The 24,795-nt window shown below is 43.5% G+C and carries 23 protein-coding genes; 7 read left to right on the forward strand and 16 right to left on the reverse strand.

Annotated elements, in window-relative coordinates; translation table 11 throughout:
- Positions 1–14 precede the first annotated feature (14 nt).
- From mutL to J8M00_RS13790, 4 genes are read right to left on the reverse strand one after another with little or no spacing between them, the layout of a single operon-like run.
- Complete coding sequence (mutL, locus tag J8M00_RS13775) at positions 15–1,931, reverse strand: DNA mismatch repair endonuclease MutL (protein WP_211010998.1); 1,917 nt, start codon at positions 1,929–1,931, stop codon at positions 15–17.
- Between the two features lie 2 nt (positions 1,932–1,933).
- The gene (locus J8M00_RS13780; protein ID WP_211011000.1) at positions 1,934–3,274 is read right to left on the reverse strand and encodes an N-acetylmuramoyl-L-alanine amidase; all 1,341 of its coding nucleotides are present in this window, start codon (positions 3,272–3,274) and stop codon (positions 1,934–1,936) included.
- Positions 3,267–3,743 (reverse strand): tRNA (adenosine(37)-N6)-threonylcarbamoyltransferase complex ATPase subunit type 1 TsaE, encoded by a 477-nt coding sequence (gene tsaE, locus J8M00_RS13785; RefSeq protein WP_211011002.1) that lies wholly within the window; start codon positions 3,741–3,743, stop codon positions 3,267–3,269. Before tsaE ends, J8M00_RS13780 begins: the two co-directional genes overlap by 8 nt.
- Positions 3,740–5,218, reverse strand: coding sequence for an NAD(P)H-hydrate dehydratase (locus J8M00_RS13790; protein WP_211011004.1), 1,479 nt, complete (start codon positions 5,216–5,218; stop codon positions 3,740–3,742). Before J8M00_RS13790 ends, tsaE begins: the two co-directional genes overlap by 4 nt.
- Between J8M00_RS13790 and queG the strand changes: the two genes are divergently transcribed.
- Positions 5,198–6,367, forward strand: coding sequence for a tRNA epoxyqueuosine(34) reductase QueG (gene queG, locus J8M00_RS13795; protein WP_211011006.1), 1,170 nt, complete (start codon positions 5,198–5,200; stop codon positions 6,365–6,367). The two genes, J8M00_RS13790 and queG, sit on opposite strands and share 21 nt — an antisense overlap.
- Positions 6,368–6,384: 17 nt before the next feature.
- Here the strand turns inward: queG and J8M00_RS13800 are convergent, their stop codons facing one another.
- Together J8M00_RS13800 and J8M00_RS13805 are read right to left on the reverse strand one after the other, a co-directional pair.
- Positions 6,385–7,518 carry a response regulator gene (locus J8M00_RS13800; protein WP_211011008.1) on the reverse strand — a complete coding sequence of 378 codons (1,134 nt, stop codon included), beginning with the start codon at positions 7,516–7,518 and terminating at the stop codon, positions 6,385–6,387.
- A gap of 56 nt (positions 7,519–7,574) precedes the next feature.
- Entirely contained in the window at positions 7,575–9,527 is a 1,953-nt protein-coding gene (locus J8M00_RS13805) for an ATP-binding protein (protein ID WP_211011010.1), read from the reverse strand.
- Positions 9,528–9,870: 343 nt separating this feature from the next.
- Here J8M00_RS13805 and J8M00_RS13810 point away from each other — a divergent pair, with 343 nt between their 5' ends.
- The 4 genes from J8M00_RS13810 to J8M00_RS13825 all read left to right on the forward strand — a co-directional run bounded on the left by J8M00_RS13810 (position 9,871) and on the right by J8M00_RS13825 (position 11,858).
- The gene (locus J8M00_RS13810) at positions 9,871–10,404 is read left to right on the forward strand and encodes a glutathione peroxidase (protein WP_211011012.1); all 534 of its coding nucleotides are present in this window, start codon (positions 9,871–9,873) and stop codon (positions 10,402–10,404) included.
- Between the two features lie 71 nt (positions 10,405–10,475).
- Positions 10,476–10,757, forward strand: coding sequence for a peptidylprolyl isomerase (locus tag J8M00_RS13815; RefSeq protein WP_023399894.1), 282 nt, complete (start codon positions 10,476–10,478; stop codon positions 10,755–10,757).
- A 152-nt stretch (positions 10,758–10,909) separates the two neighbouring features.
- A complete protein-coding gene (locus tag J8M00_RS13820; RefSeq protein ID WP_211011014.1) occupies positions 10,910–11,488 on the forward strand; it encodes a glutathione S-transferase family protein in 579 nt (192 codons plus the stop codon).
- 19 nt (positions 11,489–11,507) lie between these two features.
- Positions 11,508–11,858: a DUF2750 domain-containing protein gene (locus J8M00_RS13825; RefSeq protein ID WP_036976436.1), complete on the forward strand. Its 351-nt coding sequence runs from the start codon at positions 11,508–11,510 to the stop codon at positions 11,856–11,858.
- On the opposite strand, the gene J8M00_RS13830 is transcribed toward J8M00_RS13825, so the two are convergent.
- The 10 genes from J8M00_RS13830 to ndk all read right to left on the reverse strand — a co-directional run bounded on the left by J8M00_RS13830 (position 11,835) and on the right by ndk (position 22,782).
- Positions 11,835–12,224, reverse strand: a complete 390-nt coding sequence (locus tag J8M00_RS13830) for a VOC family protein (protein ID WP_211011016.1) — start codon at positions 12,222–12,224, stop codon at positions 11,835–11,837. The genes J8M00_RS13825 and J8M00_RS13830 overlap by 24 nt on opposite strands.
- Before the next feature lie 163 nt (positions 12,225–12,387).
- The gene (gene der / locus J8M00_RS13835; protein WP_211011018.1) at positions 12,388–13,860 is read right to left on the reverse strand and encodes a ribosome biogenesis GTPase Der; all 1,473 of its coding nucleotides are present in this window, start codon (positions 13,858–13,860) and stop codon (positions 12,388–12,390) included.
- A gap of 73 nt (positions 13,861–13,933) precedes the next feature.
- Positions 13,934–15,109, reverse strand: coding sequence for an outer membrane protein assembly factor BamB (bamB, locus tag J8M00_RS13840; protein ID WP_211011020.1), 1,176 nt, complete (start codon positions 15,107–15,109; stop codon positions 13,934–13,936).
- 9 nt (positions 15,110–15,118) lie between these two features.
- The gene (locus tag J8M00_RS13845; protein ID WP_211011022.1) at positions 15,119–15,733 is read right to left on the reverse strand and encodes a YfgM family protein; all 615 of its coding nucleotides are present in this window, start codon (positions 15,731–15,733) and stop codon (positions 15,119–15,121) included.
- A gap of 9 nt (positions 15,734–15,742) precedes the next feature.
- The gene (gene hisS, locus J8M00_RS13850; protein ID WP_211011024.1) at positions 15,743–17,020 is read right to left on the reverse strand and encodes a histidine--tRNA ligase; all 1,278 of its coding nucleotides are present in this window, start codon (positions 17,018–17,020) and stop codon (positions 15,743–15,745) included.
- Positions 17,021–17,163: 143 nt separating this feature from the next.
- Complete coding sequence (ispG, locus tag J8M00_RS13855) at positions 17,164–18,285, reverse strand: flavodoxin-dependent (E)-4-hydroxy-3-methylbut-2-enyl-diphosphate synthase (protein WP_211011026.1); 1,122 nt, start codon at positions 18,283–18,285, stop codon at positions 17,164–17,166.
- Positions 18,286–18,290: 5 nt separating this feature from the next.
- Entirely contained in the window at positions 18,291–19,286 is a 996-nt protein-coding gene (locus J8M00_RS13860) for a RodZ domain-containing protein (RefSeq protein WP_211011028.1), read from the reverse strand.
- Positions 19,283–20,962: a type IV pilus biogenesis/stability protein PilW gene (gene pilW / locus J8M00_RS13865; protein WP_211011030.1), complete on the reverse strand. Its 1,680-nt coding sequence runs from the start codon at positions 20,960–20,962 to the stop codon at positions 19,283–19,285. The genes J8M00_RS13860 and pilW overlap by 4 nt, the downstream gene beginning before the upstream one ends.
- A 67-nt stretch (positions 20,963–21,029) precedes the next feature.
- Positions 21,030–22,160 carry a bifunctional tRNA (adenosine(37)-C2)-methyltransferase TrmG/ribosomal RNA large subunit methyltransferase RlmN gene (locus J8M00_RS13870; protein ID WP_211011031.1) on the reverse strand — a complete coding sequence of 377 codons (1,131 nt, stop codon included), beginning with the start codon at positions 22,158–22,160 and terminating at the stop codon, positions 21,030–21,032.
- A gap of 190 nt (positions 22,161–22,350) precedes the next feature.
- A complete protein-coding gene (ndk, locus tag J8M00_RS13875) occupies positions 22,351–22,782 on the reverse strand; it encodes a nucleoside-diphosphate kinase (RefSeq protein ID WP_023399882.1) in 432 nt (143 codons plus the stop codon).
- A gap of 216 nt (positions 22,783–22,998) precedes the next feature.
- On the opposite strand from ndk, the gene yegQ reads away from it, so the two are divergent.
- Both yegQ and J8M00_RS13885 read left to right on the forward strand, forming a co-directional pair.
- Complete coding sequence (gene yegQ / locus J8M00_RS13880; RefSeq protein ID WP_211011033.1) at positions 22,999–24,357, forward strand: tRNA 5-hydroxyuridine modification protein YegQ; 1,359 nt, start codon at positions 22,999–23,001, stop codon at positions 24,355–24,357.
- 3 nt (positions 24,358–24,360) lie between these two features.
- Positions 24,361–24,618, forward strand: a complete 258-nt coding sequence (locus J8M00_RS13885; protein WP_211011035.1) for a YfhL family 4Fe-4S dicluster ferredoxin — start codon at positions 24,361–24,363, stop codon at positions 24,616–24,618.
- Positions 24,619–24,795 lie beyond the last annotated feature (177 nt).

A 24,795-nucleotide genomic window follows, 5' to 3' on the forward strand; every position in this document is an offset into this window, starting at 1 on the left:
GTTTATTCTGCAAACTAATACCCTTTTGGTAACAAATCTAAAATATAATTGGGGTCTATTTTAACGGCTTTTGCCGTAATTGCTGCTCTGCTTTTCTGTTTTTTTAGCATTTTTTCACGAACTAGAGCAAAATGCTGTGAACGAAAGTACCCTGAAGGGGTATTTTTCAGTAGCCACTCAAGCCAAAAATGCAATTCATTTACCTGACTTTCTTGTTCGCAGCAGGTTTCAACCAATTGCGATACACACTGGGCTACATCTAAACTGTATAAACAGACTGGCAACTTTTTAACCATCACATGGGCATCTTGAAAAACTAGCTCGAATCCTAATAACGTCAGCCAAGAATTAATTTTTTCTAATACCTGCGACTCTTGTTTAGTATGACTAACACGTACAGGGAGCAACAGTGCTTTCCCCAATAATGTGCCATCGGTTTCAATTTGTTCTAGCCACATAGCACAAAGTCCCTCTCTGCCATGAGAGAGCATTAACCCTTCGTCACTTTGTAATAAAATAGCGCCTTCAGGCAAAGCCATCCACTGAGTTTGCTCAACCTTTTGAACCCCATCAGATTCCCTGTTAGAAGCATTATGTTCTGGTGGCGAATGTTTTACAGGACGCTCTGCAGCCTCAGTTGTGAATGCTTGATAAAGCTGATTTACGTTAACCTGTTTTTTATGACCCGACACTGAACCACTGCTTACTCTAGAAGCTGAGCTACTAGATTGGTTGATTCTATCTGAAGAATAAGTGTTATTGTGATAATCAGGCTTGATTTGCCGATCACTAAATAAACTAGGCTCTGTTACTTGTGCACGTTCTTGGCGAAGTGGAGTCCTATACGACTGATGCACATCCCCTTGGTTATGCTCAGTACCCGATCCGCCCTTCTCCAAAATCGGTTCAACTTGGGGGGGGTGTTCGGCGTATGGCAATTGCACAGAGCTGGGTTCAACAACCTGTTTGATCGCCTGCACAATAAAGTCATGAACCAACCGCGCTTGATGAAATCTAACCTCGTGTTTTGCGGGGTGAACATTCACATCCACTTGCCTAGGATCCAACTCTAAATAAATGACAAACCCAGGTGTCTCTTGGCTCCCGGTGGCCTCTTCGAAAGCCTGTCTAATCGCATGTAAGATCAACTTATCACGCATCATTCGACCATTTACATAGGTATACTGTGGTTGGGGATTGCTGCCTACTGGTAACACCCAGCCATACAACTCTAAACCTTCATACCCAGATTCTATGAAACTGGCCTCGCGTTGAAATACCTTGCCCGCAACCTGCGCCACGCGCTCAATACTCCGAGAGTCCTGCTTTGCACGATACTGTCGCACTACTTTCTGATTGTGGGTCAACGTGATTGCAACATCAAACCGACTTAGCGCTATCCTTTTCACTAGCTCATCAATATGGCTAAACTCTGTTTTTTCAGTTCGCAGGAACTTTCTTCGTGCAGGCGTATTAAAAAATAAATCTTTAACTTCAATAGTCGTCCCATCAGGGTGTGCCGTCGGCTGTACTTGCACAGCCATATCTCGCCCCTCTGCGCAAGCTTGCCATGCTGTATCTTGAGATGCTGGTTTCGAGCTCAGCGTTAACCTCGAAACTGAGCTTATCGAGGCCAACGCCTCCCCTCTAAAACCCAATGAAGCAATTGCTTCAAGATCATCTAAGTTCTTAAGTTTACTGGTGGCATGTCGAGATAAGGCCAAAGCCAATTCGTCTTTATTAATGCCCGACCCATTGTCACGAATACGGATCAGCTTGTGTCCGCCTCGTTCAATTTCTATTTGGATCCGGTTAGCCCCAGCATCAATGCTGTTTTCTACCAATTCTTTTACAACAGAAGCAGGTCGCTCGACCACTTCACCAGCAGCAATTTGGTTAGCTAGCCGCGCTGGTAAGATTTCAATTGCCATTTTTACGCCTTTGGAATCGTCAACACTTGACCGACATGTAAAATATTATTTTTTAATCTATTAGCCCGCTTTAACGCGGACACCGTCGTACCATATCTCGCAGCCAGTACACTGAGTGACTCGCCTCTTCTAACCTTGTGATGTAATGGTTTCTTTTCTTTTAACCGTGCAAATAAAGAGTCATCAGGTGGATTCTTCTGATAATACCGTTTAATAGCAACAAAAACAGCATTGGCTAATCGCTGTTGGTGGTACGCGGTTTTCAATTGTTTCTCTTCTTGCGGATTCGAAATGAACCCAGTCTCAACCAGAATAGAGGGAATATCTGGCGATTTCAGCACACCAAAATTTGCAGCCTGTGGTCTTTTTTTATGTAATTTAGCTACTTTTTGCAGCTCCCCCACAACTTGCTCCGCAACTTGAAAACCTGTTTTCATAGAGTGATCCATAGACATATCTAACAGTGTTTTAGCTAGATACTTTTCATTTTCGGTATCCTTAAGTACCCCGGCAGCCCCTCCTAATAATTGTGACTGTTTTTCCCTGTTCTCTAGCCACTTACCTATTTCAGAGTTAGCTCTGCGCAGCGAAAGGGTCCATACAGATGCACCTCTCGGTCGTGGGCTAGAAAACGCATCAGCGTGAATTGAAACAAAAAAGTCTGCACGCTTTTTTCTCGCCTTTGCGGTACGGGTATTCAATTTAAGAAAATAGTCACCAGAGCGTGTAAGCTGTGCTTTCATTCCCGGTTGCTTATTTATCAAACGCTCAAGCCTTTTGGCTATTTGCAGTGTAATGTGCTTCTCGTATGTCCCCGTAGGGCCGATAGATCCCGGATCTTGGCCACCATGCCCGGCATCTATGGCGACAATAATATCGCGGTCACGCTTTACATTGCGCTTCTTACTTGCAGACTTTGTCGCAACTGGCTTTTTCTGACCATAAAGGTCAACCACCAACCGGTCTGAGCTCTTGCCCGTCGGAGCCAATGCAAAAATCACCGGTTTAGTAGGTCGATTCAATTCAAAAACGACTCGAGTGCTGGAACGCTTTTTAGGTGTGCTGTAGCGAATTTTACTGATAACACGATGGCTTTTGGGGATTGTGGGCAGTTTTGGTAGGCGTTTAGTATTTTCAAAGTCGACCACTAATCGCAAAGGTTTTTGCAGCACAAAGTAACTAAAATCGGGCTTTTTAGATAGATCGAATACCACCCGAGTACTCTCTGCTGATGGGCTAATACGCACATTTTTAATAGTATTTTTAGCAACTGTTTGTGCTGCGAACATCAGCAGCACACACATAGTTATAAAATGAATATATTTGATATGTACGCTACGCATAACTACTGATAGCTAATAATACTTGTATTCCACGTTCACTATGTGCTTTGAGCGTAACCGTTCTTGCATCACCCTCATAAGCTAGATAAATATCAATGTCTGGATTAGGAATAAATCCCTCACCCTTTTCTGGCCACTCTACAATACAAACAGCATTTGCAGCAAAGTAATCTCGGATACCCATGAACTCGAGCTCTTCAGGATCACCAAGTCGATATAAATCAAAATGGTACACTGCTTTTGAAGGTAACTCATATGGCTCAACCAGCGTATAAGTTGGGCTCTTCACGTTACCTGTATGTCCTAACCCCTGCACAATGCCCCGAGTCATCGTGGTTTTACCAGCACCTAAATCGCCGTGCATATAAAATACGGCGCCCTCAATAATTGAAGAGGCAAGCCTGCGCCCAAGCTCGACGGTTGCTTCTTCATCACCAAGAGAAAGCGTTAAAGTACTGTTTTGGCTCATCCCATAATACCTCTAATATGGTCAAATAAATCACTCGCTAGCATTCCAAGATGCCCATCGCGAGCGGCTTGCTCTGCTGCAAGACCATGAATATACACACCAAGCGTCGCCGCTTCATAACGGCTGAGGCCCTGTGCCAATAAACCCGCGATTATACCAGATAATACATCACCCATCCCAGCACTGGCCATTGCAGAACACCCTGAGCGGTTAATATTTATTCGTTTGCCATCAACAATTAAACTGCCAGGCCCTTTGAGGACAATACATGCTGCATATTCCTTACTCAATTGTTCAGCCATTTCAAAGCGTTTTGACATATTTAGCGTGGTATTACCTAGCAAGCGCCGAGCTTCCCCAAAATGGGGAGTTAATATTGCACGATGCCATGGAAGGTGAGATTGCGCAAGTAAGTTCAAGCCATCTGCATCACAGACAACCAGCCCTTTGAAGTTTTTAACCGCAGCGTACATTTTCTTTGCCCAAGCATCTTGACCCAGCCCCGGGCCGATTACAACGACATCAGCTTTATCAAGCAAGGCATCTAACTCTTTAGGTAAAGAGATGCCATGAACCATCAATTCATATCGCCCGTTTAACACTGTCGCTTGATTGTCAGGGTGAGTTGCTACGCTCACCAAGCCTGCACCAGTACGCAAACACGCTTCAGCAGCCAACCGAATTGCTCCGGCCATCCCTTTTCCTCCGCCGACTAATAAAACGTGACCACACTGATTTTTATAACTATCTGGGCTTCGTTTTGGTTTCAGAGAATGCAGGTATTTGCCCCCTGGATAACAGCAGTTAGTATGGGATAAATCCTCAAATGCTTGGGCAATCCCTAAATCCGCCAACAACAATTCTCCACATAAACTTGCTGCACTGCCTGTGAGCATCCCTTGCTTCAATGCGATAAAAGTCAGCGTTGTATCCGCATCAAAGCTGTCTGGCGCGACTTCTGCGGTCGATCCATTTACCCCACTGGGAATATCGACAGCCAGTTTCCAAGCTTTACTGGATTTGAACTGGCCAAACGCCTCTTTTACTGAGTCGGGTAGCTCACCTCTAAACCCAGTCCCAAATACGGCATCTACTATTGCGTCAAAGTCTCGGTCTATACATGAGCGCAGAGCAACGACCCGTCCACCGCTTCGACAGAACAGCTGATAGGCCTCCCCTGCATCCCCTTTGAGTAAGGAGGGTTCAAACAATGCGCACACGGTGACATTGATTTGCGCATGCAAGCAGCGCTTTGCAAGCATAAACCCATCACCCGCATTGTTCCCCTTACCGGTGAAAATCAGAATATTTTTAACCGCTTTATTGCGTACAAGTTCAAATAAAGCGTGACCAGCTCGCTGCATCAGCTCACTGAGCGTTGTACCCGAATTTAAAGCTGCTTGTTCTTCATGCAGCTTTACTTCTTGGGCGCAATAAGCAATTTGTGGTAAATTATGCGTGTATTGACCTTGCAAAATAGACAGTCCGTGAATAAAGCCATACCTACTATTAACTATACTGAACTTGCCGAAAAAATTAAGTGTTGGGGCAAAGAATTAGGATTTGCAGAGGTAGGGATCACCGATATAGACCTGAGTGAGCATGAAAAACAACTCCAGCGATGGCTTGATTTAGGCTATCACGGTGAAATGGAGTATATGGCGGCACACGGAATGAAGCGAGCACGACCGGCAGAATTAGTCCCAGGCACCAAAAGTATCGTATCGGTAAAAATGAATTACCTTCCACCTGATGCCAGCTTTGCCAAAGCACTTAAAAACAGCACGACAGCCTATATCAGCCGCTATGCCTTGGGTCGTGATTACCACAAAGTGCTGCGAAACCGTTTAAAGAAACTAGGCCAGAGGATCGAACAAGAAGTTGGCCAATACGGGTTTCGTCCATTTGTTGACTCAGCCCCCGTATTAGAACGGCAAATTGCCGAAAAGGCGGGCCTTGGCTGGCGAGGTAAAAATAGTTTGCTCATTCATAAACAAGCCGGTTCTTGGTTTTTTCTTGGCGAGCTTTTTGTCGATTTACCACTGCCTCCAGATAACAACAAGGTTGAAGAGGGATGTGGCAAGTGCAACGCCTGTATCAGCTTGTGCCCAACAGGCGCAATTGTCGAACCCTATGTCGTCGATGCAAGACGCTGCATCTCCTACCTCACCATTGAATTACAAGGTGCGATCCCGGAAGAATTTCGCCCCTTACTGGGCAATCGCGTTTATGGCTGCGATGACTGTCAACTCGTCTGCCCTTGGAACCGATTCGGCCAGCTAACCGAAGAAGCTGATTTTCACCCAAGAAAAACCTTAAAAGATAGAGAACTGCTTGAACTGTTCGCGTGGGATGAAAATACTTTTTTAAAAAACACTGAAGGAAGCCCTATTCGGCGCATAGGTCACGAGCGATGGCTACGCAACCTTGCTGTAGGGCTTGGCAATGCAAATTACGATGAGCAGATCGTCACAGCACTTAACAACAAGCTGCACCTTGTTAGTGAACTAGTTCAAGAGCATATTCATTGGGCACTGGCACAGCAACATAAAAAGCACCACGACGAGCGAAAAAAAGCACGACTAATACGGATCGTAGAAAAAGGCTTACCAAGAGATGCTTAGTAAGCTTTAATTCTGCTTTAAGAGTCATCTCGTGTGAGCGTACACAGGTCATGTTCTATTTCGGCAAACGCTTCTTTCACTTGAGCGATTGCCTCTTCTCTGGCCACAGAGCTCTGAATTGCTTCATCAATATGCGTAAAAATAAATACCTCTTGATCTTCATCTAACCCCATTGATGGAATGCGAGATTCAAACAATTCTTGAAGGCGTTTAAAGATTGCTTCATTTTGCGAGCGGTTGTTGTTGAGCATAGACAGTAAACCGGAAAATTTGCTATGAATGGTTTTGATTGCCCCATTTAACTCTCGCTGTTGATTTATCAAAGTGTCTTTGGTCAAAATTGATAGCAGCTGTTGCTCTGTAACACTCACAATAAAACATATATGATCTCGAATACGACCGTGTTTGTCTGGATCCTCAGACGGCATATTGAGGATAAGTACGCTTAGCAATTCATAGTTAACCAGTATTCTATTCGTAAATTCATGTAGCCGTCCTTTTGAATGCAAAATTTCGAACAACTCCATTACGATTGGTGAACACAAGCCAGTAGAAGCAAAGTGTTGCCTTTCACCACTGACGCGCATTTCAATATTACAGCTCAAACCAAAATTGGCGAGACAGCTGATCAATGCATTTGCAAGCTCGGACACATCTTGAATATTACCTACTTGCTCAACAAAATTGACAATTTGCCCCATTTCACTACTTGTTGCCATCGCGCTAAATGCAGTGGTTGTCGCATCTTCTACTTGCTGCTCTAGAATATCTTTTTCTAATAACATCTGCCCTAAATGCAACAGTTTTGCTTTTAGTTCACTGTGACCAAACGGTTTTACAATATAGTCTTCGGCGCCAACAGAGTACCCCTCCATACGCTCTTCAACAGATCCTCGCGCCGATACAAACATAACGATAATATGCTGTAAGTTGGGATTAGCTTTGATTTCCCGACACACTTCGTAGCCACTCATTTGAGGCATGCTAACATCCAGTAGAATCACTTGGGGGTCAAAGGACTCAACAACTTCCAGACACTCTTGCCCGCTGATTGCGGTCATGATTTCAAAGTCAAGATCTTCTAAAATTTCTTCAATGATTTCGAGATTAAATGGTTCATCGTCCACTGCTAAAATTCGTTGTAGTGCCATGATTTAATTTCCTTGTGCTCTTTCCATATAGTTATAGTCGGGGATTTAACTTGTCGCTAGTTGCCCTGACCATAGGGCAATTCAATTACGAATTCAGCGCCACCACTATCGCCATTTCGCGCATAAATACACCCTTTGTGCAAAAGAATGAACTCTTTGCAAATAGCAAGACCTAAACCGGTTCCCCCTGCACCACTATTGGTCTTGCTACTTTGCGCAAATTTATCAAATATGTGTTCCAACTCATCTTTGGGAATACCAACCCCTTGATCGCAAATCGTCAGGTTTAATGTATCCACATTGTTGGAAAGATATACTTGCACCTGACTATTTTCTGGGCTGAATTTAAGCGCATTGCCCAATAGATTTCTAACCACTTGAACCATTTGATCTCTATCGCATAAAACTTCTAGTCCACTTTCTTGGGCATGCAAATTAATAGAAATGCACTTTTTCATCGCTAAGCCAGATACATCCTCGACTCCCTCTGCGAGAATGGCGGTGAAATTATGAACACTGGGATTAAAAGGAAAACGCCCCGCATCCAATTTTGATAAGTCGAGTAAATTGTTGAGTAATAAAAGCAGCCTTTCACCACTGGTTTCGATCCTTGATAAATACTTGGTGAGCTTTTCAATTGGGGCTTCATTTGCTGCCAATTTATCAAGACCAAAGCGCGCGAAGCTCAAAATAGAATGCATTGGAGTGCGCAATTCATGGGACATATTTGCTAAAAACTCAGATTTACTAATATTCGCGCGCTCTGCTGCTTCTTTCGCAGATTGCAATTGTGCGGTTCTTGCCTGAACTTCCGCTTCCAACACTTCTTTGGCTTCCTCTAGCAGCTGCTGTTTACGCTTCAAATGCGCGACGTTTTTGAAAATCGCCGCCAGCCCGATCTCTCCATGATGGTCAATTTCAATAAACGTACCCATTAGAGGAACCGAGAGTCCATCAGGTCTAGGTAGTACTAAGTCACAGTCAAAATGCCTTGCCATCAAACCAGCTTCAATTCGGTTTTTTAAGGCCTCTACGGACTGACGCTCAAATAAATTAAAGATTGAGTGAGACTCAAGCTGCTCCGCATTGAGACCAAACAAATTTAAACAGGCGTCATTCGCTTCAATTACGAACCCTTTTAAGTTAAAAAGCATAATCGGATCTGGGGTGTGCTTATAGATGACCCGCAGTAAGCTATCACGCTCGATCAATGCATCAACGGTATCTTGCAAACGCTCCACCAATTCTTGGTTGTGGCGCCTTAACAGCTCTGTTTGCCAAAGTTTATGCAACGACTGTAATAATGCATTCTCATCAACAGGCTTAGTCAGCACATCTTCAACCCCCTGTCGGATCGCTTTTAATGTATCAACTTGGCTCTCTCTTGATGTCATTAATAGACAACGACAGTTAATATGGTAGCTTCTCACTTGTTCGAAAACGTCCAGCCCAGTTTCTTCTTGCAAGTTAAAATCACAGATAAGCAAATCAAAGCTGTGCTCTTTCGCTAATAACCCAGCTTCATGTGCATTACTTGCAGTTTTCACATCCAATTGAGCGCCGGTGAGGCTCACCGACAATTGCTTGAGCCGCGTAGGAACATGATCAACCAATAGTACTTTGGGCAGCAGTAATTGCGCCTGCTCACCAATTTCCATTACCCGTTCTAGCAAGCCTGTAATCTCTTTATTGCCAAAAAATGGGTAAATCACAATTGCATTTGACAATACGCGGTTTAACTGACTAAAAGCACTCAGGTGTTCAGAATTTTCTGGCTTTGGGGCCAAAAGGATGATTTTTTCATGCTGACTCAGCACATCTAAAATTTCAAAATACTCAGGCGGGATCCCGTGAGCAATAGCAATAACATCAAAGTGAGCGAAACAAGTCTGATTGTCTAGGTTTTCATAATGTATGTGCTCCACTTCACTCCCCAGTAGCTCGAACAGTACTTTAATACGCATTGCTAGAACACTATTGCTGTCTATGATCAATACTTTATTTGTCATAGCTATACCCTTTGTCCATGGTACAGCTTAGTGTAGTTCAATTTATAACAATCATTACACTAATCAAAAAGAAGGGATGTTTACGAAAAAAAAGCAGTCGCGCGAGCGCTGTATCTTGGTATCAATCAGGCACTACCTATTTGTCCGTCGCAAACTATAGAGCAATCACTCTTTATCAAGTTTTGTGATAACCTCTGTTGTATAAAAAGGCGTGTAGCTCCAATGGATTGCGCCACAATTGTTGGCACAGTGAAACACGCTTATTTAACAGTCGTTAAATTGCTAACAAAAGATGAACTATTTCTTTCGACGCACGTAAAAAAAATAAACAACGGAATTAGCCATGTTAAAAAAGACAATTTTAAGCCTTATATTTGCACTAAGCAATCCACTTGCCTTTGCTCAATGCGACGACTTTACCGCTGTCGAACTGAGAAAGTTGCGCTCAAAAGACACTGTCGATTTATGTCAGTTTAAAAATAAACCATTGCTCATAGTAAACACTGCTAGTAACTGTGGCTTCACCGGGCAATTTAAAGATCTTGAAGCTCTACATCAAAAATATAAAGATCAAGGTCTTGTGGTACTCGGGTTTCCATCAGATGACTTTTTCCAAGAAGAAAATGATGAAGCAGATACGGCCAAAGTATGCTTTGTAAATTACGGCGTTACCTTTACTATGCTTGCAACAAGCCCTGTAAGAGGCAGTGATGCCAATCCAGTTTTTAAACATTTGGGCGAACAAGTTGGCTCTCCAAAATGGAATTTTTACAAATATCTTGTTTCTGCGGATAGAAAAGAAATACAGCGCTTTGGCAGCCGCACAAAACCATTATCAGCAGAGCTCTCTACGGCAATTGAAAAGCAAATCAGGTAAAAGCATGCGCTTTTACCACTTTTGCATTAGAATAAGGTATGAATAAAAATCAGGCAAGGCATGGAGAGAAGATGACATTAGCAAGTGCAAGACATATTTTAGTAGACAGCGAGGCGCAATGCTTGGAGCTTAAACAACGTATCGCAAGTGGGGAAGACTTTGCGGATCTAGCCAAAGAGTTTTCTAATTGTCCCTCTGGACAAGACGGCGGTGCACTTGGAGAATTTGGACCTGGCATGATGGTACCTGAATTCGATAAGGTTGTATTTTCTGCACCGCTAAACGAAGTTCAAGGGCCTGTACAAACACAATTTGGCTATCACCTATTAGAAGTCACGAGTCGACAAGATTAACATCATCTAGGGTAGGAGTTACATTGTCTACTACCCTAACTTACAGCCCTCACCAGTTTCATTCGTTGTTAGCCTTTCCAAATATAACGTTCTTAAATTCAGCTGATGACATGCTACACTCATAGTCACTAAAACTAATGAGGGAACACACTTTGATTTTATATGGCTCCAATACATCACCTTACGTCAGAAGATTAAGAATATACTGCGCAATGCATAATCTCACAGTGGATTATAAGGCCATTGATATATTTAACGCTGAAGAACGGGAAACCCTTATCAGGCACAACCCTGCACGTAAAATTCCCTTTTTAATTTGTGGTGAAAACACCATATGTGATTCCAATGTAATAGCCAGATACTTGCAAACGAAGTACTCATTACCCCATTTAAACTGGGAGCAGGAAAACTTACTAACAACTATCAATGCCTGCAACGATTCACTGGTCGAGATACTGCTAGGCGAACGCTCAGGGTTAGATACAAAGGCGGATGTGTTGTTTTTTAATTTACAACGCGAACGTATAACTGAAACATTGACCCATTTAGATAGACAATGCACAACAGATGTATTTTTGAACTGCGAGTATTTGCAGATCAGTTTATACTGCCTGTTAGACTGGATCCGATTCAGAAATCTAGCCGATCTTAACAATCACGAAGGGCTGTTAAATCATCTAGAGAGCTGGCAAGACAACAAATATGCTCAAGCAACGGATCCGCGCAGTTAATTTTATACTGGTAAATAATATGAATGATCTTGAATTAGAGTCAGAAGTAGTCAACTTTGTCACCGTTGTTAAACAGAGTGAACAGTTATGGGCACTGGGTGCGGAAGATGGCGGCTTTGTGATTGTGGAATCCAATCAGTTTGAAGAATCAGACGTGTTACTACTCTGGAGCGACGAATCCGCAGCGCAAGAGCAGTGCAAGGACGAGTGGGAAGAGTTTAAACCCATTGAAATTGGTCTAGATACTTTCCTAGATGAGTGGGTAGAAGACTTAAGGGATGACAGTGCACTGGTTGGTATCAACTGGAATAACGATAACGTATGTATTGAAATCGAGCCAGTCAGTCTAGCTCGCGCTCTCGCTGACTAACGCGATTAGCGTCCCCTCTATAGCGCGTACATATGCCTGTATATGTACGCCTTTTTGGCATGGAGCACACAAAGGCTCAGCCCCTGCTGCAACGGCTTTATCGTAACTGCTAGACACATTTTCACAACCAAGTGTCAATTCAAAACCCAAAGCTGGCTGCTTTGGCTGAGAGCGAATATAATTTTGTTTAAATTGGGATTGGGCAACAGGGTGTGTCGCAAAAGCCAGCAAAACTGTTCCGGTGTCTAACTCACCATAATCACCATTCTCTGTTACTGAGTGAGCGCCCAAGCCAAAAGCTTGAAAATAAAAATCTAAGACTTCTTCGACATCATCTACATAAATGACTGTTTTAAGAAAATGCATCACAACAATAAGTTAAACAAATTTATACTAATAAAGCATAATTAATGAGCAGCGTAAAGGCTAGCTCACAAATCAATACCTATCGTCTGTTACACATAAAAAATAAATTTTACCGAATCTATTAAGGCAAATAGCAAAAAAATGGCGCTTTACGCGCCATATTTTATGTTTTGTTCCGTTGCTCTTTAGTAAACGCTCTGAGTTTGCGCTTTTGTGACAACGTCATTTTATTTGTTCGACCTGAGTACGGGTTATCCCCTTCTCTGAACTCAATTTTTATCGGCGTGCCCATAATATTGAGCGCCTTACGATAATAGTTCATCAGATAGCGTTTGTAGCTATCCGGTAAGTCATGTACTTGGTTGCCATGAATAACAATCCTTGGAGGGTTGTAACCACCTGCGTGGGCATATTTTAATTTCACACGTCTACCACGTACTAACGGCGGCTGGTGATCGGCTTGTGCCATATCCATGATACGTCTCAGCATTGCTGTGCTGACACGTTTCGTTGCTGATTCATAAGCTTCATCAACTGACTCAAACAAATGACCAACACCTGTGCCATGCAGAGCAGAAATAAAGTGTAAACGGGCAAAGTCAATAAAGCCTAAACGACGATCCAGCTCAGATTTAATCCTCTCTTTCACGTAATTGTCTAACCCATCCCACTTATTCACTGCAATAACCAGTGAACGACCTGAGTTCAAAGCAAAGCCCAACAGGCTTAAATCTTGATCAGAAATACCCTCACGCGCATCAACAACCAATAAGATAACGTTTGCATCTTCAATTGCTTTTAAGGTCTTAATAACCGAGAATTTCTCAACCACATCACTGACTTTTTTACGCTTACGTACACCTGCTGTGTCAATTAAAACGTACTCTCGATCATTACGAGTCATTGGAATATAAATTGAATCACGCGTCGTGCCTGGCATATCGTAAACAATCACACGCTCTTCGCCTAAAATTCGGTTTGTCAGCGTTGATTTTCCAACATTAGGGCGACCAATAATTGCCAGCTTAACAGGCTTGTCTTCAAATCCTGTTTTTCCTTCTTCAGGTGCTTCCTCACCTTCAAGGTAAAGCTCGGCAATACTGTCATCATCTTGTGCAATTTCGTCATCTTGCTGAGCAAGTTCAGAAATGATGGGGCTCAGTGTTGCATCAAGTAATTGAGTCACACCACGGCCATGCGCTGCTGCGATTTGATGAATATCACCCAGTGCTAATTGGTAAAACTCCGCACAGCTTGAATCAGCGTCTATGCCGTCAGTCTTATTTGCAACGATGAAACTCTTCTTTTCTTGCTTCCTTAAGTGTTGCGCAATGGCTTGATCCGCAGCTGTCATACCTGCGCGCGCATCCACCAAGAACAAAACAATGTCCGCCTCTTCAATCGCCAGAAGCGACTGCTCAGCCATTTCCGTTTCGATGCCCTCTTCACTGCCGTCGATACCACCTGTATCTACTACAATGAACTCATAGCCATCATAATCAGCTTGACCATATTTACGGTCGCGAGTTAGGCCAGGGAAATCGGCGACAAGTGCGTCTCGTGTACGCGTTAAACGATTAAATAATGTGGATTTCCCCACATTTGGTCGCCCTACCAGAGCGATCACAGGAAGCATAGACTACCTCTTCTTTAAACAACAAAAGGCTTCGCAGTGCGAAGCCTTACTAAAACCTTTACGTCAGTGATGATTAAGGGATTCTTATCGCACTGATCTCACCATCTCGGGTGTATACGATCAACTTATCATCGACTACGATGGGTTCAACAAAAAAGCCCGAACTATCAAACTCTTGACGAGAAACTAAATCACCAGTTTGTTTATCAAGCCAGTGCAGGTTACCTTCCTGATCACCAACAACAACATAATTCCCGGCAACAGCTGGTGCCGTTAAATACCAACCCCTTAGGCCAGTTTGGCTCCAGCGCTCTGTTCCAGAGTCTTTATCTAGAGCATAGAGCACACCATCACTATCTACCAAGTAAATCGTATTTAGTTCAATGGCCAAATCGCGATAACTGCTATATTCACGATCCCAAACAACGCTACCATTACGCACATCAATGGCTGCAAGTTTGCCATTATACGCTATCGTGTAAACGTACGCACCGGATACCACAGGTTTTGTATCAACATCGACCAAACGCTCAAATTCAGAGGCGCCTTCCGCAAGTGCGACATCGGCACTCCAAGCTGTAAACCCACTTTCAGCGATAAGTACACTCAGCTTGCCACTTTCTTCGCCGATCAAAACACCGCCATTTGCAGACGTTGGTGAGCTTAGCCCTCGAAGCGTGAGAGCCGGAACTTCTTGCTCATAGCTCCAGCGTTCTTCACCTGTATCTGGGTGCAACGCAAGTAATTTGCCAGAACCTAAGTTGACATAAACTAAACCGTCACCAGCGCTGGGAGAAGATAAAGCTTCACCAGGTACAGACTTACGCCATACAACTTCACCGCTTTCGCGATCCAGTGCGATAACTTCACCATGTTCAGAACCGATATATATCTTGCCGTACGCCTGCAAAATACCTCCGGATAACTTTGCCGAGTCATCGTCTGCCCACGGCCAAATTGAGGTATCTTTTCGGGTATCAATTTCCCACAGCTGCTCGCCATCTTCTGCACTGTACGCAGCAACCAAGCCTTTTCGCTCAGCTGCAAAAATTCGATTATCGTGTGCAGTTGGGGTCAATCGCGAGAAATAGTGCTCTACGCCATCTCCTAGCGACTCTTGCCAAACTGTTTGCGGTTCAAATTGATTGACGATTTCAGGGAGCACTAACTCCTCTTCATCGTCACTTGATGAACAACCCATTAATGACGCCATACACAATGCCAGTGAGGCCATTGCCAACTTCTTCATGGCTACTCCTTAGTTCGATGCGATTGCCAAGTCATCCAATTTAATCTGCAGCAACGCATTATTTTTTGCGCCATCTGCATCAATTGCAGCTTGATATTGCTCGCGAGCTTTACTTTTTTCGCCTTGAGATAAATAGATATCACCTTTCACTTCAGCTACTTGTGCAGTAAACCCTGCTGGCATTGGTTGCGACAAAGTGCTCAAAGCTTGTTCATAATTGGCCTGAGCAGCCTGTACACGCGCTAAACGTAGCTGTGCAGTTGCTTTTAGCTCTGGGCTTTTAACTGTATCGGTAACAAAGGTTAACTTAGTTGCAGCTTGGTCTAGTTTACCGGCTTCAACTGCTTCTCTAGCCGCAACGAATGCTGCCAATACCGAGTAATTAGAGTCCGCATTTTCCGCCAAAAACGCATCGCTTTTTGACAGAACTTCACCGCTTTCAATCAATGAATTGTATGCTTCTGAGCTTGCTTCAGCAGTTGAAATTTGATTCTGGTTATACGCTTTCCAGCCATATAAACCACCTAGACCTAAAACAGCACCAATAATTAATGAAGTCCCGTTTTCTCTAAAAAAATTCTTTATTGCTTCAGCTTGTTGTTCTTCTGTTGAATAAATTTCCATTCTAACCTCTTACCCTACCAACTCGGCCAAAGTAGTGTGTGCTTCAGCCATAGGTAAGGTCAATTGTTCTTTTTGTTCACGTAAATACTTAATTGTCACAGTATTATTCGCGATTTCATTTTCACCAAAAATCAGCGCAACAACCGCACCGCTGTTATCAGCACGTTTCAGTTGTTTTTTAAAGTTGCCGCCACCTGCATGTACTTGAACACGTAGCCCAGGTACCGCATCGCGCAACTCTTCAGCAATCGCCGGCGCTTTGATGCTAGCAACATCACCCATCGCTGCAACATATACGTCTACATTGCGGCGAATGTCACCAACACTATTGAGCTCTTCTAGTAGTAATACTAAACGCTCCATACCCATTGCAAAGCCGACCGCAGGTGTGCCTTTGCCACCGAGTTGCTCTACCAACCCATCGTAGCGCCCACCTGCACATACAGTCCCTTGAGCACCTAGACTCTCGGTAACCCATTCAAATACAGTGCGGTTATAATAATCTAAACCACGTACCAAGTTCTCATTTACCTGATATTCGACGCCAGCCGCGTCCAAACGTTCACATAAATTTGCAAAATGTTGTACAGATTCTTCATCCAAGTGCTCTGAAAGCTTTGGCGCATCCGCAACAACTGCCTGCACATCTGGGTTTTTGCTATCTAAAACACGCAGTGGGTTGGTATACATGCGGCGTAAGGAGTCTTCATCCAATTTATCTTTATGCTGCTCTAAATACGCAACCAACACTTCTTTGTAAGCAGCCCGCGCTTCATTGGAGCCTAACGAGTTTAGTTCTAGTCGCACGTGATCTGAAATACCAAACGACTTCCAAAGACGTGCAGTCAAAATGATCACTTCAGCGTCAATATCAGCACTCGCGATACCAAAAGTCTCTACGCCAAATTGGTGAAATTGACGGTAACGGCCTTTTTGCGGGCGTTCACGACGAAACATAGGGCCCATATACCAAAGTCTTTGCTCTTGGTTGTAAAGCAAACCACCTTCAACACCAGCTCTGACGCATACTGCAGTCCCTTCCGGACGCAGAGTCAAAGAATCACTATTACGATCTTCGAAAGTGTACATTTCTTTTTCAACAATATCGGTCACTTCACCGATTGAGCGCTTAAACAGATCTGTTGATTCAACAACCGGAAAACGAATTTCCTGATAGCCGAATGCACCCATTGTGTCTCTTAAAGTCCCTTCAATTTTTTGCCAGATTTGAGTCGTGCCCGGCAGGCAATCTTTCATGCCACGAATTGCCTTAATTTGCTTTGCCACTGAAATTCCTAACTTTTAACTATTCTTTTCATTAAATTACGAGTGCAGGATACAACAAAACCCTGAATACGGTACGATAAAATGCGTCTATTATACCCTGCTCGATTAAAACGTAAACGAAATAAATTCAGCCTCTAAAAGGCTTACTCTTCGATAATTTTGACATCAATACTCGGCTGAGCTTCTTTTTTAGCAACATAATCGCGTACTTGCTCTTCTAACTGCTCAACAATGTTGTCATTATCTATTCGGGTCTTTTGACGCTCACCATTAATATACAGGCCTGAACGGCGGTTTGCCCCAGCTAAACCGAGGTCACTCACTAGAGCTTCACCCGGGCCATTAACCACACAGCCTATCACCGATACCGTGATCGGTGAAATGATGTCTTCCAGTCTTTCTTCTAGCTGGTTCATGGTGTTGACTACGTCAAACTCTTGTCTTGAACAGCTTGGACAAGCAATGAAATTAATGCCACGAGAGCGGATCCGTAACGACTTCAAGATATCAAAACCGACTTTAATTTCCTGAACAGGGTCAGCCGCCAGTGACACACGCAATGTATCGCCGATACCTTCAGCAAGTAGCATGCCCAAGCCAACCGCTGATTTAACAGAGCCAGCTCTAAAACCGCCGGCCTCCGTGATGCCTAGATGCAGTGGCTGGTCAATTTCTTTTGCAAGTAAACGGTACGCACCTACCGCTAAAAACACATCTGATGCTTTTACAGATACTTTAAACTTATCAAAGTTTAATCTTTGCAAAATCTCTACGTGACGCATGGCTGATTCAAGTAATGCTTCCGGTGTCGGTTCACCATACTTTTCTTGTAAATCACGCTCTAATGAGCCACCATTTACACCAATTCGGATCGGGATATCACGCTCCTGAGCTGCATCAACAACAGCTCTGATCCTGTCTTCACTGCCGATATTACCCGGGTTTATGCGCAGACAATCAACACCATATTGCGCCACCTTTAAGGCGATACGGTAATCAAAATGGATATCCGCAACCAACGGAATATCAACTTGCTGCTTAATACTCTTAAATGCTTCAGCTGCATCCATTGTCGGAACAGATACACGTACAATGTCGGCACCTGCATCTTGAATAGCCTGAATTTGTGCAACGGTTGCATCTACATCTAATGTATCGGTATTTGTCATTGACTGAACAGCAATTGGAGCGCCATCACCAATCGGGACATTACCAACGTTAATACGTGTGGATTTTCTGCGTTTTATAGGAGATTCTGAAAACATGACGACTACTCTGCTAACGGTAATTTAAACTTTGCTAAGCGGTTTCGAGGCAACCCCGAGATATCGATTGGTTGACCATCCAATTCAATACTAACCACTTGATGCTTACCCAAAACGACAGAAAACGGCGCGAGACCTGTTACTGTCATGGTATACCCTGCTTTTTTTACACCAAATGCAACACGTTCCTGCGTTGCATCAAAAATTTCTACCCAGCTATCTTGCTCGAAATACATCACAACAGTGCTTGACTCCACCACTTCGGTAAATATTTCGGGCTCGGGTTGCTCTGCGACTGGCTCACTTTGTTGAGCTGATGCTGCTGGTATTGTTTCAGCGGCTTCGCTAACGTCGTTTGTTGCGGGCTCCACAGCGAGTTCATCAGATGCAACTGCTACGTCTTGAGCCAATATGGATTGCTCTCTAGGCTGCTCAAGAGGTTCAGCACTGGCCGCTTGTTCCGAAACATCTGCTGTCGCTATATTTGATTCTATTGCTTGAGACGCTTCGCCACTAGTTACCAGAGATGAGGAAGTCGTTTCTGGTGTAGTAATCGCTTCATTTAATCCGCTGATCTCTTCGGGGCCTTCAGAGGTACTTGCTGTTTGCCACCACCAAAATGCTGACAGGCCAACAAACACTATCAGCACTAAGTAACTCACTACCATCAAACGGTTATCGTTTGCCTCTTTTTCAGTGCGCCTCGAAAAGCTTTTCATATTTCGCTTTTGTTCTGGAACTTCTGGGGTTTCATATAAAGCAAGTACTTGCTCACTATCTAAACCAAGTAGTGCGCTGTAACTTTTAACATAACCCCGTACAAATGTTTCAGGCCCTAAACTCTGGTACTCATCGTTTTCAAGTTTAGTGATTTGACTGTGGTTTAATTTTAGCCGTGCAGCAATATCATCAAAGCTGAGATTTTGCTCAGCTCTGGCATGTGCAAGGGTCTGACCGAGTGATAATGACTCAGTCGTTGTTTCATTCTCTTCTTGATTCATAAAATATAGTTATTGGGATCTACTATTAAAATATGTCGCCCTGGTGTCAGGGCAACATCAGGCGTTAATCTGTTCCAGCGCATCAAATCATCAATTAATAACTTATGCTTCATAGCAATATCAAATAATGACTCCCCTTTAGCAATGGCATGAGTCGTATTGGGATTATTTAAAAACACAACTTGTCCAATCGCCAGTCGATCTGACTTTTTCAACGCATTCCATTTTAGCAACTTTTCTAGCTTAATATTATATTTAACCGACAGGCTGAATAGGTTTTCCCCCATTTCCATACGATGGGTAGGCACTTGAGGAATCAACACTTCTTCATTCAGCATTTTACCCAAGTTTTCATCGTTCCCTAAATCAATGCTAGGAGCTTGCTCAGTAAACCTTATCTCACTTGGGTCAACGCGATGAAACACAACTTGCTCTGGGGTATCTGGCTTCTGACTGGTTGTAAAGCGTACTTTGGGTTCTTCTGTCTGATTGGTAGCAACAACCTCTTCTAACGTTGATTCATCAAGTGTGGGTAATGTACGCACTACAGGTGAACCACTCGTGAACGCTTTCTGTTGTATCTCTCGTTGCGCATTACCTTTAGATTCAAAACCCTCAGCCTTTATAGTATGTAAGCTCTTACTTTGTCCATCGCGTAGCAATGAATGGCTGCGCTCTACCCGATTGGCGTTCTCTTTTGTCGTGTTTGCTATTTTATTCTGACTAGAAACTTTGCGCTTGATCTTAATTTGCGGATTTGCAACAACTCTGTTGTCGTCTGCTTGAGTTATTTTATCTAACTGGGCTGTTCTGTACTGTTCTTTGAGCTGCTCAAATTCACTCAATTGCAAGGTGTTATTTAAGACAAGCCTCGCCTCAAGAGAGTTCGGGTAGGTCTGTAATAACAGCGTTTCTAACTCTTGCGCATACTGCAAACGTCCCATTCGGGCAGACAGTAGATGCTCCAATAACATGCCTCTTGGTGACACAAACCCTTTATCAGCATAAACTTTTAAAACATCTTCAGCTCGGTGTAGTTCACTTTTGGCATAAAAAACACTCGCCATCAAAATTAATACTGACTGGCGCTGAGAATTGTGATCGAGGGCCCGTTTTAAATACTCAAGCGCTAACTCAAAGTTGTCTTGGCGCAGCGCACACAATGCTAAGTTTTCGTAACTTTCCGCGACCCGCAAGTAACTAGGGATATCTATCGCTTTGAAGAATTGTTCAGTCGCAGCATCAAACTCTCCAATACGACATAAAAATGCACCATAGTTGTTACGTGTATTTGGATCATTTGGCCCGTACTCCAACGCCGTAATGTATGCTTTTTGCGCTTTCTCATTTTCGCCAACTTGTTCAAAGTAGTAAGCCAGCGCATAATGACTTTCTGGTAGTTTGGGCGCAAGATTTACAGCCCGGTCAAGGTTATACTTTGCCTGTGTGTTATTACCCGCATTAAGATATTGAAGTGCCAGTGCAATACGGGTTTTTGCCGCATCTTGGCCATTGGTCTTTTTTTGCACTACGGGTTTGTTACTGTTGGCATATCGTGTTTCGGTTACACAGCCACTCAAGCTGGTCAAAATGACAGCACAGCTTGCGCCGAGCAGCAAACGCCGACGCACACTACACGCGAATTGAGTGAGTAAACCATCCGTTAAAGCAGGCATTGACCACCTTTTTGCTAAGACACAGTGACTCTATCTTACCTGAAAGCCACTGTGTTTCATCTATTTTTTAGCCTACTTTTACTGCTATTGCATTATCTTGATTTTGTTGCTTTCTGACCACGCGTTTGGTTCTGTCAACAACATCCCCTACTAACTGCCCACAAGCAGCATCAATGTCATCTCCGCGTGTACGACGTACAATACATGTCAGACCAGCAGCTTGTAGTACTTTCGAGAAGCGATCAATACGGCTATTACTTGAACGGCCATAGTCATTACCCGGGAATGGGTTAAATGGAATTAAGTTAATTTTAGACGGTGTGCCTTTGAGCACTTGTACTAATTCATGTGCATGATCGGTACTATCATTGACGCCTTGAAGCATAACATACTCAATGGTGACATCTTTGTTTGCTTTTGAGCCATCGATATATCGACGACAAGCTGCTAAAAACTCTTCAATTGGATATTTTTTATTGATCGGCACAAGTTCATCGCGCAATGGGTTGTTTGGCGCATGTAATGATATTGCCAAAGCAACATCAATTTTCTCTTTTAAAATGTCCAGTGCAGGAACAACACCTGATGTACTCAATGTAACGCGACGCTTAGACAAGCCAAATGCCCAGTCATCCATCATCAATTCCATCGCAGGTACAACGTTGTTAATGTTTAGCAATGGCTCCCCCATGCCCATCATTACAACATTGGTAATTGGTCGTTTGGTGCTATCGCCATTATGCAATCCAATGTCTGTTGCTACACGCCATACCTGACCGATGATTTCAGATACCTTTAAATTACGGTTAAAGCCTTGCTGCGCGGTTGAGCAAAAAGTACATTCGAGTGCACACCCAACCTGAGATGATACACATAAAGTTGCGCGGTCTTTTTCAGGGATCCAGACCGTTTCAACTTCCTGACCCCCTTCCAAAATCATCGCATATTTAATCGTGCCATCACTGGCCACTTGTTTAACTGAGATTTCAGGAGCCTTGATCTCACATTGGCTTTGTAACTTTGCACGCAACTTTTTGTTGATATTGCTCATATCATCAAAGTTGTCGATACCAAAGTGATACATCCACTTCATCACCTGATCGGCGCGGAATGGCTTTTCGCCAAATGAAGCAAACAACTCGCGCATCCCCTCGCGGTTTAAATCTAATAGGTTAATTTTTTTCTCAGTCGTGGCCATGAAACAACCTCAGTTCAGGTGACGGATTGAACAACATAAATAAAAGCGCGCAATTGTACAAAAATCAATCAAACATCGCAATGATGTAATCGCTTTCAAAAACACCCCAATTGCTTTTCAAAACGATCAACGTGTATTAAAGGGATTAAAAAAGGGCCCTAGAGCCCTTTTTTATCTGCTCAACTCGATATTAACGAGTACGTGGGCAGATTTCTTCGTCGCTGAAGAAGTAAGCGATTTCGCGAGCTGCAGACTCAGTTGCATCTGAACCGTGTACTGCGTTCTCGTCGATGCTATCAGCGTAGTCAGCACGTAGAGTACCAGCTAGTGCTTCAGCAGGGTTAGTAGCACCCATGATTTCACGGTTTTTACGAACTGCATCTTCACCTTCAAGAACCTGAACCATTACTGGACCAGAAGTCATGAACTCAACTAGTGCACCAAAGAAAGGACGCTCTTTGTGCTCTGCGTAGAAACCTTCAGCTTTCTCTTGAGAAAGGTGAACCATTTTAGAAGCAACGATCTTAAGACCAGCAGACTCAAAACGGTTGTAGATTGCACCGATGTGGTTTTTAGCTACCGCATCAGGCTTAACGATTGAAAAAGTACGCTCTAAAGCCATCTTTTTAGCTCCAATAATAATTGTTGATATTTACGGGCGCGAATTATACGCTCTTTATACGTAAAAGCCCACACCCTTGTTGAAATACCGTGTTTATAGCCCCGAGATAAACCTGATCTACGTCAAAATCCGCCGCGCAAAACTCACTTATACTGCGCCGCTTTTTAACATCCCCAGCAGCTGGTTTGTACCCAGTTCAATGTATGAGGTTTAGATATGTTTGTACCAGAGCTACTATCACCCGCAGGCAGTTTAAAGAATATGCGTTACGCTTTTGCGTATGGCGCCGATGCCGTGTATGCCGGACAACCAAGATATAGTTTGCGTGTTCGCAATAATGAATTTGACTTGGCAAACTTAGAGATAGGTATAAATGAGGCTCGTCAGCAAAACAAAAAACTCTATGTGGTTTCTAATATAGCTCCCCACAATAGCAAGGTTAAAACATACTTAAGGGATATAGAGCCTGTTATCGCAATGAAACCGGATGCACTGATCATGTCCGATCCTGGTTTGATTATGTTAGTGAGAGATAAATGGCCTGACATGCCTATTCATTTATCTGTCCAAGCTAACGCTGTCAATTATGCCTCTGTGAAATTTTGGGCAAGTCAGGGCATTGAGCGGGTTATTTTGTCTCGGGAGTTGTCACTGGAAGAAATCGCCGAGATCCGCACGCTTTGTCCAAATACTGAGCTTGAAGTATTTGTGCATGGTGCACTATGCATGGCGTATTCTGGACGCTGCTTACTGTCTGGATACATCAATAAACGTGATCCTAATCAGGGCACCTGTACAAATGCTTGCCGTTGGAGTTATGACGTTAAGCCAGGTCAAGAAACCGAACTTGGCGATGTTGTCCACAAAGTAAACCCTCAAGATGTGATCCCGACGCTGGGCGATGGACAGCCAACTGAGCAAGTCTTTATGTTAGAAGAGCAAGGCAGACCCGGTGAATTCATGCCTGCGTTTGAAGATGAACACGGCACCTATATTATGAACTCAAAAGATTTGCGTGCTGTGCAGTATGTCGATCAGTTGACCAAAATGGGCGTACACAGCCTAAAAATAGAAGGTCGAACCAAGTCTTTTTATTATGTTGCACGCACGGCTCAGGTTTATCGCAAAGCCATAGATGATGCCGTAGCTGGAAAACCTTTTGATCCTAACTTAATGAGGACATTGGAAAACCTCGCCCACCGAGGTTATACGGAAGGCTTTTTAAAACGCCATGCCCATCAAGACTATCAAAATTATGAGTACGGCCACTCGGTGTCAGACAAACAACAATTTGTTGGCGAAGTGCTCGGTCGCAATCAAAATGGGCTGGTCGAAATAGATGTAAAGAATAAATTTTGCACAGGCCACAGCTTAGAGCTGATGACACCTCAAGGGAATATCGCCTTTAATCTTGAACATATGGAGAATAAAAAAGGCGAAGCCATCAATGACGCCAAAGGCTCTGGGCATATAGTGCAAATACCATTGCCAGAAAACATTGATTTAGACTACGCAATTTTGATGCGAAATCTGGGCGCCCAGGAGGATACCAGAAACCCATTTAAAAAGGCTTAAATGATGGCCTTACTCATCACAAATAAATGCATCAATTGTGATATGTGTGACCCTGAATGTCCAAACCAGGCCATTTATATGGGCAATAAAGTATACGAAATTGATCCCCATAAGTGCACTGAATGTGTTGGTCACTATGACCAACCCACCTGTGTCAGTGTCTGTCCTATTGACTGCATAAAGCCAGATCCTAACCACCGAGAAAACCTCGATACCCTGGCTGAAAAGTACTTACGCTTGACAGGGCAACTAGACACTTAAAGTACGAGGCAAGCACCTTCAATATGGGGGTGTGTGTCTTTACCGCGCTATTATTGCAGCCTCATTGATTATCCGTTCAATTTGTACTCATTTTTTTACAGCCTCCCCCATTTAGTGTCAAAGCTCTTATTTTACAATTTTATTACTTCTCGATATACAAGTTAAGGCAGTACAAAA

Source organism: Pseudoalteromonas luteoviolacea, from assembly GCF_018100925.1.
Classification (GTDB): domain Bacteria; phylum Pseudomonadota; class Gammaproteobacteria; order Enterobacterales; family Alteromonadaceae; genus Pseudoalteromonas; species Pseudoalteromonas obscura.

Coding starts and splice junctions, on each gene's coding strand:
- mutL (WP_211010998.1), bottom strand. CDS start 1,931: ATGGCAATTGAAATCTTACCAGCGCGGCTAGCTAACCAAATTGCTGCT.
- J8M00_RS13780 (WP_211011000.1), bottom strand. CDS start 3,274: ATGCGTAGCGTACATATCAAATATATTCATTTTATAACTATGTGTGTG.
- tsaE (WP_211011002.1), bottom strand. CDS start 3,743: ATGAGCCAAAACAGTACTTTAACGCTTTCTCTTGGTGATGAAGAAGCA.
- queG (WP_211011006.1), top strand. CDS start 5,198: ATGCGTGTATTGACCTTGCAAAATAGACAGTCCGTGAATAAAGCCATA.
- J8M00_RS13800 (WP_211011008.1), bottom strand. CDS start 7,518: ATGGCACTACAACGAATTTTAGCAGTGGACGATGAACCATTTAATCTC.
- J8M00_RS13805 (WP_211011010.1), bottom strand. CDS start 9,527: ATGACAAATAAAGTATTGATCATAGACAGCAATAGTGTTCTAGCAATG.
- J8M00_RS13810 (WP_211011012.1), top strand. CDS start 9,871: ATGTTAAAAAAGACAATTTTAAGCCTTATATTTGCACTAAGCAATCCA.
- J8M00_RS13815 (WP_023399894.1), top strand. CDS start 10,476: ATGACATTAGCAAGTGCAAGACATATTTTAGTAGACAGCGAGGCGCAA.
- J8M00_RS13825 (WP_036976436.1), top strand. CDS start 11,508: ATGAATGATCTTGAATTAGAGTCAGAAGTAGTCAACTTTGTCACCGTT.
- J8M00_RS13830 (WP_211011016.1), bottom strand. CDS start 12,224: ATGCATTTTCTTAAAACAGTCATTTATGTAGATGATGTCGAAGAAGTC.
- der (WP_211011018.1), bottom strand. CDS start 13,860: ATGCTTCCTGTGATCGCTCTGGTAGGGCGACCAAATGTGGGGAAATCC.
- bamB (WP_211011020.1), bottom strand. CDS start 15,109: ATGAAGAAGTTGGCAATGGCCTCACTGGCATTGTGTATGGCGTCATTA.
- J8M00_RS13845 (WP_211011022.1), bottom strand. CDS start 15,733: ATGGAAATTTATTCAACAGAAGAACAACAAGCTGAAGCAATAAAGAAT.
- ispG (WP_211011026.1), bottom strand. CDS start 18,285: ATGTTTTCAGAATCTCCTATAAAACGCAGAAAATCCACACGTATTAAC.
- J8M00_RS13860 (WP_211011028.1), bottom strand. CDS start 19,286: ATGAATCAAGAAGAGAATGAAACAACGACTGAGTCATTATCACTCGGT.
- pilW (WP_211011030.1), bottom strand. CDS start 20,962: ATGCCTGCTTTAACGGATGGTTTACTCACTCAATTCGCGTGTAGTGTG.
- J8M00_RS13870 (WP_211011031.1), bottom strand. CDS start 22,160: ATGGCCACGACTGAGAAAAAAATTAACCTATTAGATTTAAACCGCGAG.
- ndk (WP_023399882.1), bottom strand. CDS start 22,782: ATGGCTTTAGAGCGTACTTTTTCAATCGTTAAGCCTGATGCGGTAGCT.
- yegQ (WP_211011033.1), top strand. CDS start 22,999: ATGTTTGTACCAGAGCTACTATCACCCGCAGGCAGTTTAAAGAATATG.
- J8M00_RS13885 (WP_211011035.1), top strand. CDS start 24,361: ATGGCCTTACTCATCACAAATAAATGCATCAATTGTGATATGTGTGAC.